Raw genomic sequence first — 11,773 nt, 5'->3', positions numbered from 1 at the left:
CAAACGCCCCTAAGCGGCAATCTGACGTTCAATCGTCGGGCATGACCAGAAGGTCAATGCCCTCCTCTTTCACGTCACCTTGCTCGCTTAGGGGCGTTTTCGCTGTCCGCGCCAAAACATCGGCGTTGCCGTGGTTCACTCGGCACCTGGGGACGTTCCTTTTGTGCCGGCACTTGGGGACAGTCCTTGCGCCGATCTAAATAAGTTGCGGTGAGATAGTTCTTGAATTGGCTTTTTGAGGGCTAAACAGGAACTATCTCACCGCAACTGCGTTGAGCGTTTTTTGGCAGCTGGTTTACTTGCTTGCGAACAGCCAGACTAGGATGATCACGAGGACTACGGCGATAATGCAGACGATGGCGCCGGTGAATTTGATGCGTGAGTCGCGGGTACGCTCGCGCACCGCGTCCTCGGTGGCCTCGAGCTGGGCGACTTCTCGCTCGGTCTCGGCGCGTTCGGCTTTGTCTCGGGCCAAGGATCCTGCAAGCGACTCAGTGATCTCTGGGTGGTCGTGCACCTCGGTCGCCTGTTCGATAATCGACTGCGCATGCGCGGCATCTGCTTGGGTGTTGGCTATGCTCTGCTCTTGGTCGCGGCGTGCCTTGTCCTCGGCAGCGATCTTCTCGCGCAGTTCGCGCTGGCGCGTTGCAGCGGTGGTTTTTGCGGTCTGCAGCTCGTCGCGCGCGGCATCGGCCTCTGCCGTCACGGCTTGGTGCGCGCGTTTGGCTTCGGCAATGGGGGCCTGCGCCTGTTCGACGGCCTGCTCGGCTGCGGCAAGCGAGTGCTCAAGGTCGGCGGTGATGCGCGGGACATCTTCTTCGGCTTTTCGCAGGGCATCTGCCGTGTCGGAGATCTGCATCGAGAGCTCGCTAGTGCGCACCGTATAGTTGGCGGGATTTGCCGATGGATTGCGTTGCAGCTCGGCATACTCATGACGCAGCGTCTCGAGCTGGGCGCGCGTGGCGTCGACGGTTTGTTGTGCGGCCGCAATGCCGGCGTCTCGCTCGGCCTTCACCTTGTCGCGGATGCGCTTGGAATCCTCAAGACGTCGCATGAGGCGGTTGCCGGTCTCGCGAGAGCTCGCCTCGCGGGCCTCCACGGCGTCGAGCGCGGCCTTCAGGCGGAGCTCAGTCGCGTCATCCTCTGTCTTCATTTGTTCGAACTGACCCTTGAGCTCTGTCGCTTTGGCGGCGTGGGCATCACGGTCAATCTCGGCTGCCGCAGCGGTCTTTTGCGCTGTGGCGATCGCCTGACGCTGGTCGGCGACGATCTGGTCGTAGCGGCCTGCGATATCCTGGCGCGTCTCGAGTTCCTCGGCCTGATCGGCAATGCGCTGCTCAAGTTCGGCCAGGTGGGCGCGGGCATCGGCAAGTGCCTTTTTCGCGGCGTTCATCTCGCGCATGGCCGAGGCGCCCTGGGCGATAAAGGTGCCCACGGCGTTCGCAGTGTTCGAGACAGCGGTCCCCAGATCGCGGCTCGCGGCGGGGGAGTGCGGGGCGGTTGGGCGAGCGGTGTCGGCAGCGTCCGCATCGGCAGCCTGCGGCGCGGCGATATTGCCGGTACCGCCCTCGACCACAGAAAAGCCTGCTGCGTGCGGATCGACCGCATCGGCGCCAATCGTGGGGTGCTCGAGCTGCAGAAACGAGGGCATGGTGCTGCCCTGGTCGGCAACCGGAGTCTCGCCGGGCACAAAGGTCGAGGCCGCCTCGGCGGCCTCCTCTTCCTCGGCATCGATATCGGCATCGGCGACGGCGTCTTTCATCGCTTTGACAGCATCCATCATGGAGTCCATGACGGCATCGAGCTCTTCTTCCGAAGACACCTCGATGGGGCCCGCTGCTTGCGGGGCGTCGTCCTGTACAGGGGCGTCGTCCTGAGCGGGCGCATCGTCGTTTTGCTCATCGGCGTTTTCTATTTCGGGGGTTTCCGCCGTAGCGCTTTCGTCCAAGATGGGGTCGTCGATGTCGATACCATCGCAGGTCACAGCGTCAGTATCTGCGGTGACGTCTGCGGGATCATCAATATGCTGTTGAGTCTGGGGGTCCAGCTCGTCTGTCATAGGCATGTGCTCCTCATCGTTGTTTGTCACCCTATGATAAAGTCTCGCGCCGACATCCCGCGCGCCGCAGCAAAGTTTCAAAACGTGTTCGATGGCTTGATCTGATAACGATAACTCGGCCGCTTTATCCGGTTTGTACTTGACAATCCCTTCGCCGAACGACGTGGTGCCGTTCGCCTGCTGCGGTCTTTATTTTTCACTTGAACCCGCTAAAGTTGAATTTCAGCTTTTGGCGCGTGAAGTTGGATACGCGCAGTCGGCGGGCGTGCCCGTCGCGATTTGAAAGGACTTTGTATGGGACTTTTCACTGGTAAGACCGTGATCGTCACCGGCGGCGGCAAGGCCACGCTCAAGGACGGTTCCGCTGGCTCCATCGGCTACGGCATCGATATCGCATTTGCCAAGGAGGGCGCGAACCTCGTCATCACCGGCCGCAACGTTGCCAAGCTCGAGGCCGCCAAGGAGTCTCTCGAGGCCGAGTACGGCGTCAAGGTTCTGCCTGTTCAGGCCGATGTCTCGGCTGGTCAGGACAACGAGGCCGTCGTCCAGAACGTCATCGACAAGGCCATTGAGGAGTTCGGCCGCATCGACGCCGTCGTCAACAATGCTCAGGCCAGCGCCTCGGGCGTGACCATCGTCGATCACACCATGGACCAGTTTAACCTGGCCATTTACTCCGGTCTGTATGCTACCTATCTGTACATGCAGAAGGCCTATCCGCACCTGAAGGAGACTAAGGGCTCCGTGGTCAACTTTGCCTCGGGCGCCGGCCTGTTTGGCAACTATGGCCAGTGCAGCTATGCTGCCGCCAAGGAGGGCATCCGCGGCCTGACCCGCGTTGCCGCCAACGAGTGGGGCAAGGACGGCATCAACGTCAATATCGTTTGCCCGCTTGCTTGGACCGCTGCGCTCGAGAACTTCCAAGATGCCTATCCCGAGGCGTTCAAGGCCAACGTCCACATGCCGCCGGCGGGTCACTACGGCGACGTCGAGAAGGAAATCGGCCGCGTTGTCGTTCAGCTCTGCGGTCCCGACTTTAAGTACATGAACGGCGAGACCGTCACCCTCGAGGGTGGTATGGGCCAGCGGCCTTAGGGGTTACGCGGTTTTACCAAACCGCGTAACGGCTCGACGCTGCGCGGTCACCAGGGCGACAACTTGTCATTCAAAGAGGGCGGCATGACCAGAAGGTCTATGCCACCCTCTTTTCATGCCAATTTGTTCGCCCTGGCGACCGCTCGCTGACGTCGCCAGAGCATCGGCGTTGCCTTGGCTGTTGGAGATGATCTCGTAGTCGTAATGGACGTTCTTAAATGACTAGTCATAAGGGACACTCTTGCCGGCACTTGGGGACAGTCCCTAAGTGCCGGCAGATTGGGACACTCCTTTGCAAGATGGCGCTGAAGATTGTCCTCGACGACTAGTCGTTTAATGCATCAGTTTCTGTCGAGTCGGTGCGGTTTGCTGGTTGCCCGTATAATGGTTTGCGTATGAACCGCAACCAAGGAGTTCCAGTTTATGGACCAGAGCCTTTTTAAATTCGATCTGATCGCCGAGGACCCGACGACGCATGCGCGTGCCGGCGTGCTGCACACCCCGCACGGCGACATCGAGACGCCGATCTTTATGCCCGTGGGCACCAAGGCAAACGTCAAGGGCATTCCTACCGAGACCGTCAAACAGCTCGGCGCCCAGATCGTGCTTGCCAATACCTATCACCTGTCCATGCGTCCCGGCGAGGACACTATCGCCGAGCTGGGCGGCCTGCACAAGTTTATGAACTGGCACGGTCCTATCCTCACCGACTCGGGCGGTTTCCAGGTGTTCAGCCACAACGACGCGGTCAAGCTCACCGATGAGGGCGTGCGCTTTATCGTCAACGATTACGACGGTCGCCACGTGTTCTGGACGCCCGAGGATAACATGGAAATCGCCATGAAGCTCGGCTCCGACATCTGCATGCAGCTCGACCAATGCCCCGGCTATCCCGCCACGCGCGCCTACGTCGAGCGCGCCGTGGAGCTGTCGAGCATGTGGGCCGAGCGCTGCTATAAGGCCCACACCCGCGACGACCAGGCGCTCTTTGGCATCGTTCAGGGCGGCATGCATCTGGACCTGCGCCTGCGATCGCTGCGCCACCTGGAGGAGTGCGGCGACTTCCCCGGCTACGGCATCGGCGGCTACTCGGTGGGCGAGGACCACGAGACCATGTTCGAGACGCTGGCGCCGCTGGCTTCCGAGTACATGCCTAAGCACAAGCCACGCTACCTGATGGGCGTCGGCAACCCTACCACGCTCGTGCGCGGCGTTGGCGTGGGCATCGACATGTTCGACTGCGTGCTGCCGACGCGCACCGGCCGCATGGGCACGGCGTTCTCCAGTGAAGGCCGCCTCAACTTCCGCAACGCCCGCTTTGCGCACGACGACGGCCCCATCGACCCCACCTGCACCTGCCCGGTGTGCACGGGCGGCTACAGCCGCGCGCTCATCCGTCACATGGTCACGCAGAAGGAGATACTCGGCGGTATTCTGCTGTCGATGCACAACATCTACTACCTGCTCAACCTTATGCAGCGTGCCCGCCAGGCCATTATCGAGGGCCGCTACGGCGCGTTTGTGAGCGACTGGATGAACAGTCCTGCGGCGGTGGACTACTAAGAGTGGCGCGGGCGCTTGCAGAGCGCGGGCAACGGCAAGGGGCGAGCGCCGGCCGGTCATCACGTTCGCTAACACCGTCTGCGCGACCGCTGACCGATAGCTTGCAAGCACTTGATGCATCGTGGGTACCATACCGAATAGTTGATGTTCGGGCGGGTGTTTGGCGCATGGCGTCGACCCCGCCCGTTTTTCTTTTTCTCGATAGGAGTACCCATGATTAAGAACGAGAATGTCGAGGGCGAGCCTGCCTACGACGAGACGTACCGCCGCGGCCCCGTGGTTATGCGCGGCCCCATGATTCCTAAGGACAACACCTACGCCAACCTGCTGGCGCCCGAGGAGTCGACCGACTGGCTGCATGCTGATCCGTGGCGCGTGCTGCGCATCCAGGCCGAGTTTGTCGATGGCTTTGGCGCACTTGCCGAGCTCGGGCCCGCTGTGACCATCTTCGGTAGCGCTCGCACGCCCAAGACCGATCCGCTCTACAAGGCGGCGCGTACCGTCGGGCGCAAGATCGCACAACGTGGCGTGGCGGTCATCACCGGTGGCGGCCCCGGCATCATGGAAGCGGCCAACAGGGGAGCGGCAAGTGTCAACGGCAAGTCAGTTGGCCTGGGCATTGAATTGCCGCACGAGCATGGGCTCAATAAATACGTGAACCTCGGCATGGACTTCCGTTACTTCTTTGTGCGCAAGACCATGTTCGTCAAATACAGCTCGGGTGCCATCGTGTTTCCCGGTGGTTTTGGCACGCTCGACGAGATGTTCGAGGTACTCACGCTGGTGCAAACGCACAAGGTCAAGCGCATGCCGCTTGTGCTGGTAGGCAGCGAGTACTGGCAGGGCCTATTCGACTGGCTCAACGGCCCGGTGATGAACGCCGGTATGATCAGCCCGCTCGATCCCGAGCTGGTGCACATTACCGACGACCTCAACGAAGCCGTCGACATTGCCCTGAGTGGGCTGATGTAGGGCAATCGTGCCCACCGCGATATGAATATGTATGGCACTCTGATGCTTTCTAACGTCAGTTTGCCATTTATATTGGGTATACTGATGCAAAAGACGAGGGCGAGGAGGTCGCGTATGTCTACTGCAACGGTTAAGCCTACGACGGTTCGCATCGAAGAGGGGCTCAAGGAGCAGGCGACTGAGTTCTTGGATTCGGTCGGCCTCAGCCTCAATTCCTATCTCAATCTTGCCGTTCGGCAGCTTGTAAATCAGCGAAAGATTCCTTTTGAGATTGTAGGAAGGGCGGAAGTGCCCAACGAAGCGACGAGGCGTGCCATGGTAATCGCCGACGCTCATGAGTTGGGGATTTTGCCGGACGATAGCCCGTCATTCAACGACGCTGATGAGCTTATGTCGTTCCTCGATGAGGACTAGCGATGTTCGAGATCAAAGTCGAGGCTCAATTTAAGGCGGACTACAAACGAACGATGCGCATGCATCCGCAGCTAAAGAGTGAGTTTAAAGCGGCGGTTGCAGAGCTTGTGGCTCATGGGTCGCTTCCGGCGGAGTACGGCGCCCACGAGCTCTCAAACCCGGGCGGCAATTACAACGGCCACATCGATTTCCAGCTATCCGATGGCTTGGTCGATGTGGTCGTTCTATATCTGCCCCATAAGACTAACCCAGTGATCAGGCTGGTGCGAATGGGCACTCATCAGGAGCTTTTTCAGGGTCCGCTGGGCTGATCGCCGATTTCCAAGTTGTGGTGGAATAGGGATTGATTGACGGCTAATAAGTCAAAAACAGTCCCTATTTCACCGCAACTGCTGGGGGTACCCCGTTCGTCGCCGCGGCCTCCGGTTCCACTTTTCGCTGAATTTCGCTCAAAAGCTCGGCTGCGACTTCGCTGCTTTTGAAACGAATGCTGCAGTCTTCTTTCTTTGGGAAAGCCAGCAACGGAATAGCTCCGTACCAGACAGTTTCCTCGTCAATCACTGATGCGCACAGGCGTCCTTCGGCTTTGATGAGATAGTTGACGTTCATCTCGGCAAAAATCGCTTTCACGTCATCGCGTGGAGTTGAAGCAATAGAAATCTCAAGGGCAATTCCACGGGTAGCGGCATCCGCGAGTGCAGCGGCGAGCTTTTCAAGGCATGCGGCGGACGCGTAGGGTGCGGCAATAAAAATGCTTTTCGATGCGTTCTCGATGTCATTCACTAAAGCCTCCACGGCTCTTGCCGACCTAACGAGGATGTTTCGATCGTCCTGTCTGTTGTCGTTTGCCGCAAAGACTTCATACCCCAGCTTGGCGTAGGTCTTGAGCCTCTTTTGGTACATGCGCGCGAACATGGGTATCGACAGGTCAACATAGTCGAATATCTCAACCCGCTGTTTGCCCTCGTGGCTTCTGTGTAGCCTACCTGCCTGCTGCGTTATGCTGCCGTCCCAAGATATTGGAGTGGCAATGAGCAAAGTGTCAAGGTAAGACAGGTCGAAGCCCTCGCCCAGAAGACTTTCAGTTGCGACGATGATTCGATGATCATGCTCAAAGCTGGGAAGACTCTTCAGTATTGCTTTTCTTTCTTTGGCGTCGATTTCTCCGGTTAAGAGTATGGGTTCGTGTCCACGGCTTTGAAGTAGCCTGCATAGCTCTTCGGCATGCTTTTTTCTTTTAGATAGCACAAGCGGATGCCGGCCGTTTGATGCGGCCTCGAGGGCGTCCTCGATAATTGCTTCGTTTCTCGCGGCGTATACACACAGGAGATCGAGAATTTGGTTAAAGGATGCTCCTGGTCCGTAGGTGGGTAATCGAATTCCGGTGAAACGCGGTCTAACAATGCGCTGAATCCCCTGTTGGATTGCTTGCGTTTTTGGATCGACGACATAGCGAACCGGGCCGCAGAGCATCGAGAGTGCCCGCGTGAGTCCGTCCGAACGCTCGGGCGTTGCGGAAAGGCCATATACATATTTGGCAGGAGCGGACTTGAGGACAAGCTCAAGCTGTGGCGCGGCCGCATGGTGGCATTCGTCACAGATGATGAGACTGTAATCGCGAACGAACTCCTTGGCTAATGACTCGCCGGTTTGGGGATCCTTGCCGGATAGCGACTGGAATGAAGCAATGTCGTTGAGACGGCTTATGGCGGTCTTGCCTCCTCCGATTTGCCCAATGAGCGGAGGCTGTCTTTTGCTGATTCGTCCCTTTGGGGTTCGGACGGGCTCTCTGTTGTCCGTGATGTCGAGAAATCGTTCGAGTTGGGATTTCCATTGGGCAATGAGCGCAGTTTTAGGAACGATGACGAGCGTTGGAAGACCAATGGCAGCAATAAGATAAGCTCCGATGACGGTTTTGCCGAACCCCGTCGGTGCGGACATGATCCCGTCTTCATAGCTGAGCATCTGTTCAGCGACAATTTGCTGTTCAGGGCGAAGAGTCCCTTTAAATGCCATCGCAATTGGATGGCTCGACTTGCGTTTGTCTGAATAGTGGGCAGAAACGCCGGCTTCTTGAAGCAGCCGCTCAAGTTGAACCTTGCAGTCTCTGGGAATCGCGACGTAGCCATCTCTAAGTTCGCTGAGGTCTATGAACCGCGGTTTGCCGAATACCGATTGATGCATAGATTGTGCGCGGAAGAATTCTGGGTTGGCAAATGTTGCAAGCCTGCGGACTTCCATTTGAGCTGCGGGACTCAGAGATTTTTCGGGGATATAGAGCATATCGGTCTGCGTGACGGACAGCGATGACGGGAAGTCCCGCGGTGTGAGCGGAAGCCGCTTTCGCAGTCTCTGGGAATGTGGCACACCGGTGTTTGCCGCCGCAACAGCTGCTATTCCATGTGACCTATTTTCGATGCTCTCGATCAGATTTTGCACCGTCACGCGCGGGATTAACTGGATTTGCGAAAGGTAAAGCCATTGATCGGGAAAGGGCTCAAATTGCTCGTCAACAAATACGCTGTTCCCTTTTCGCTGCGCTTTTCCTTGAAAAGGCAGCGCTATGAGATTTCCAAAGCCGCCCTCAGGAATGGTGGACTGCGCGGGCAGCATTCGGTCAAATGCTTTGAAGGTGATTGTCTTGTTCAGTATCGCCGCTTCGGTGATAAGGCTGCTTCCAAAATCTCGTGCGGTCTTTGCGCTGACGAGCTCTAGGAAGAAAAACCAGACATGTGCGCCGTCGCCCGATCTCGATCGCTCAACTGCGACATCGATTCCGTGGCTTTTTGCGACATGTCGAATGGCTTTCGTCGCTTCTTTCCAATCGGCTCCGTCAAAATCGATGACCAGGACTTTCGTGTTACTGTCTTTATCGAGCACATATTGGCCTATAACGTCTCGAAGCCTATCGTCATTGCCTCTGAAATGGGCGATGATCGCGGCATCGCTCAACTCGGGGAAGACGCGGCTGCTGCATTCCGTGCATTTGACTCTCTGGTGGCTTGCTTTGGGGCAAATGCCTGACTTCCACTCATTTGCGCAGGCGGGCGTATAGCCAATTCCTCCGTCTTTTCTGCGGTACCCATGAGCGTAGACATCTTTGCGACCAGTAAAGAGATTGCGGAAGAGCTCGAGTTTGTCGCGCGCTGGGCTTGCGCTGGTGACGATATCTTCGATCTGCGCCCGTCTATCGAAAGAATCGCCAGCTTTCTCCCATTCTTCCAGCGTTGTATAACGGATGTCTGGACCGCTGCTGCAGATAACGATTTGCTTGCGCGGATCCGAAGCGTGGACGACCGTTTTATTGAATTTGAATAGGGCGCTCCCGAAAAGGGCGTATTGATGCGTGCCGTTGCTCATTTGAAAGCCATTCTTATCAGCGTTCATTGGGATAAGGGTACGTCATTTCAGCTTTATGAGATACGCGACTTCGATTTTGGTTCGGTAATAGTGGGGTACCGATCCGTGAGTGGCAATCAGCCGGTGCCAAAACGTGCGGCGGCTGTTGTTAAAGGTTTTTGACGGCTATGGGGCGGGTTGGCGGCGTGGGGAGGGGTTTTCGAATGACCCCGTGGTCAAATAACGTCAAATGTGAGTACTGCTGTTAATGTAGTCTCATAATATTTGGCAAGAATAGAATACCAATTCGACATTATTCTATATATCTAACCCACCAAACACGGCATTTTGAGCCTTGGCAAGGCGTGAAATTAATCGAAACGATCGATTCCGGCGAGATTTTGCTGCTACTAATTTGGTGGCAGTACTCATATTTGCCATTTTTGTCCAGTGGGTACCGCGAGGGGGTCTGTTCGACTGGCCCAACGGCCCGGTGATGAGCGCCGGTATGATCAGCCCGCTCGATCCGGATCTGGTACACATTACTGACGACCTCAACGAGGCCGTCGACATCGCCCTGAGCGGGCTGATGTAGAGTAGCTAAAATGGGACGTGTCTCTATAGTTTTGTCAACCGTGTGCTTCGCGCCATTTCGGCATGGCGCATCCTGGCGCCAGGCGCCCCCGCTTGGTTTCCTCTTCGGTTGATCCCGCCGCCCGCTAGGCCGCGTACGGGACGGCGTCGCGCATGATCGCGTAGATGACCTTGAGCCTCTTCCTCGCGACCGCCTTCAGCGCCTTGCTGTGCCTCATCCCCCTCGCCCTGCACTCCCCGTAGTACCTCCCGAACCTGTTGTCCGTGCCGATGAGGGAGTTGCAGCTGAATATGAGCAGGTTCTTGAGCTGCCTGTTCCCGCCGTGCTGAGGCGACGTCGACCTGATGCTGCTCCCGGAGCGCCTGTCTGACGGCGCCACGCCGCAATAGCTCGCGAGCTCGTCGTGCCCCCTGAACGCGGATATGTCGATCGACGTCACCAGCGCCGCGGCGGTCTTGGGGCCGATCCCGGGCACCGTGAGGAGGCACTCGTAGACCTCGTCGCCCGCCAGCGAGTCGGCCACGAGCGAGTCGAGCTCCTCGATGTCGGCGTCGAGGGAGGCTATCTCCCGGGCGAGCATCCGGACCGCGACGTCCTCGCCGGCCGGGAGCCGCCTTCCCGAGCGCGACGAGGCCAGCAGCGCCTCCCAGAGCCTCCTGGCTCCCGCCGCGGGGGCGCCCGCGCGCCTGGCGGCGCTCGAGAACCTGCGCCAGCCGGCGGCCGAGCACCCGGCGGCCCCGCCGAACTCGGCCAGCATCGACACCTGCCAGCGGCTCGACGGGTCGACCGCGCCCTCGAGCGCGGGGTCGGCCTCGAGCAGGGTCGCGCGCAGCCTGTTCTTCGCGCGGGTCCTGGCGGACGACGCGAACTCGCGCTGCGACGACAGGATCCGCAGCGAGGCGGTCCCCTCGGGCTCCTCGGGCGCCGGCCTGAGGGCGCGGGGCACGCCGAGCGCGGTGCGCGCGATCACCTCGGCGTCGATGGCGTCGGTCTTCGCGATGCCGGGGAACATCCCGCGGGCCTGCTTCTCGGCATATCCGGGCAGGTAGGCGCAGGGGTTCCCGTGCGCATGGGCGCGCGCGAGGACCAGCGCGCCGATGTTCCGCTTCTGGTCGACGACGACCAGCGCGCCGGAGCCGGCCCGCTCGAGCAGCCGGTCGATGTCGTCGGGCCTGTTTGCCAGCTCGGCCCTGAAGGCGACGCCCCCTCCCGCATCGAGCGCGCACGCGCTGTGCGAGCTCTTCCCGACGTCGATCCCCAGGTAGGCCACGGGCGTCTCTGCTGCAGGCATGGTGTATCCTCTCCCTTGAGCCGGCCGTTAGCCGCGGAAGCGACACCCACATTACCCGGCCGTGGCCCGGTCCGGGCCCGGCACATCTCTATCAGTCGTTCCCCGCGGCCCCTCCCGCCCCGGCGGCAACACGTCCCGGGCCCTCTACGGGGCAGGGGCTGACGGCCGTCCGGGGCGGTCGGCCAGCGACCACCGGTACGGCTCAATCGTATAACCGTGCAACGGAAAAGAGCCGCCCTTTCGGACGGCTCAAACTGTAATGGGGCTAAAAAGACTGGTCTGAAACGTTTGATACCAGTCTTTTTAGCCCCGTCCCAAACGAACTGCTTCTAAGTTGCGGTGGAATAGGGATTGATTGACGGCTAATAAGTCAAAAACAGTCCCTATTTCAGGTCGCGCGCGCAGACGTGGTGTAAGAGTGTCCTGAGGTCCGTCGCTGCAAGTC

General features: G+C 59.0%; 8 protein-coding genes. 5 read left to right on the top strand and 3 right to left on the bottom strand.

Annotated features, from left to right (window positions below):
- Positions 1–295: 295 nt before the first annotated feature.
- Positions 296–2,059, bottom strand: coding sequence for a coiled-coil domain-containing protein (locus I2D41_RS02425; protein WP_195363428.1), 1,764 nt, complete (start codon positions 2,057–2,059; stop codon positions 296–298).
- Positions 2,060–2,353: 294 nt separating this feature from the next.
- On the opposite strand from I2D41_RS02425, the gene I2D41_RS02420 reads away from it, so the two are divergent.
- The 5 genes from I2D41_RS02420 to I2D41_RS02400 all read left to right on the top strand — a co-directional run bounded on the left by I2D41_RS02420 (position 2,354) and on the right by I2D41_RS02400 (position 6,414).
- Entirely contained in the window at positions 2,354–3,154 is an 801-nt protein-coding gene (locus tag I2D41_RS02420; protein ID WP_195363427.1) for an SDR family NAD(P)-dependent oxidoreductase, read from the top strand.
- Positions 3,155–3,577: 423 nt separating this feature from the next.
- Positions 3,578–4,717: a tRNA guanosine(34) transglycosylase Tgt gene (tgt, locus tag I2D41_RS02415; RefSeq protein WP_195363426.1), complete on the top strand. Its 1,140-nt coding sequence runs from the start codon at positions 3,578–3,580 to the stop codon at positions 4,715–4,717.
- A gap of 213 nt (positions 4,718–4,930) precedes the next feature.
- The gene (locus I2D41_RS02410; RefSeq protein ID WP_195363425.1) at positions 4,931–5,689 is read left to right on the top strand and encodes an LOG family protein; all 759 of its coding nucleotides are present in this window, start codon (positions 4,931–4,933) and stop codon (positions 5,687–5,689) included.
- A 114-nt stretch (positions 5,690–5,803) separates the two neighbouring features.
- The gene (locus I2D41_RS02405; RefSeq protein ID WP_195363424.1) at positions 5,804–6,103 is read left to right on the top strand and encodes a type II toxin-antitoxin system RelB/DinJ family antitoxin; all 300 of its coding nucleotides are present in this window, start codon (positions 5,804–5,806) and stop codon (positions 6,101–6,103) included.
- A 2-nt stretch (positions 6,104–6,105) separates the two neighbouring features.
- Positions 6,106–6,414 carry a type II toxin-antitoxin system RelE/ParE family toxin gene (locus I2D41_RS02400; RefSeq protein WP_195363423.1) on the top strand — a complete coding sequence of 103 codons (309 nt, stop codon included), beginning with the start codon at positions 6,106–6,108 and terminating at the stop codon, positions 6,412–6,414.
- Positions 6,415–6,478: 64 nt separating this feature from the next.
- Here I2D41_RS02400 and I2D41_RS02395 read toward each other — a convergent pair whose 3' ends face one another.
- Positions 6,479–9,463 carry a TOTE conflict system archaeo-eukaryotic primase domain-containing protein gene (locus tag I2D41_RS02395; protein ID WP_195363422.1) on the bottom strand — a complete coding sequence of 995 codons (2,985 nt, stop codon included), beginning with the start codon at positions 9,461–9,463 and terminating at the stop codon, positions 6,479–6,481.
- A gap of 698 nt (positions 9,464–10,161) precedes the next feature.
- Entirely contained in the window at positions 10,162–11,328 is a 1,167-nt protein-coding gene (locus I2D41_RS02390; protein ID WP_195363421.1) for an IS110 family RNA-guided transposase, read from the bottom strand.
- Positions 11,329–11,773 lie beyond the last annotated feature (445 nt).

The organism is Collinsella aerofaciens, assembly GCF_015552075.1.
GTDB classification, from domain to species: domain Bacteria; phylum Actinomycetota; class Coriobacteriia; order Coriobacteriales; family Coriobacteriaceae; genus Collinsella; species Collinsella aerofaciens_Y.
The sequence above is the reverse complement of the archived record's forward strand: the minus strand, read 5'-3'. Positions and strand labels throughout refer to the sequence as shown.

Excerpts from the sequence above, each read along its gene's own strand:
- I2D41_RS02425 (WP_195363428.1), bottom strand. The coding sequence starts at position 2,059 with ATGACAGACGAGCTGGACCCCCAGACTCAACAGCATATTGATGATCCC.
- I2D41_RS02420 (WP_195363427.1), top strand. The coding sequence starts at position 2,354 with ATGGGACTTTTCACTGGTAAGACCGTGATCGTCACCGGCGGCGGCAAG.
- tgt (WP_195363426.1), top strand. The coding sequence starts at position 3,578 with ATGGACCAGAGCCTTTTTAAATTCGATCTGATCGCCGAGGACCCGACG.
- I2D41_RS02410 (WP_195363425.1), top strand. The coding sequence starts at position 4,931 with ATGATTAAGAACGAGAATGTCGAGGGCGAGCCTGCCTACGACGAGACG.
- I2D41_RS02405 (WP_195363424.1), top strand. The coding sequence starts at position 5,804 with ATGTCTACTGCAACGGTTAAGCCTACGACGGTTCGCATCGAAGAGGGG.
- I2D41_RS02400 (WP_195363423.1), top strand. The coding sequence starts at position 6,106 with ATGTTCGAGATCAAAGTCGAGGCTCAATTTAAGGCGGACTACAAACGA.
- I2D41_RS02395 (WP_195363422.1), bottom strand. The coding sequence starts at position 9,463 with ATGAGCAACGGCACGCATCAATACGCCCTTTTCGGGAGCGCCCTATTC.
- I2D41_RS02390 (WP_195363421.1), bottom strand. The coding sequence starts at position 11,328 with ATGCCTGCAGCAGAGACGCCCGTGGCCTACCTGGGGATCGACGTCGGG.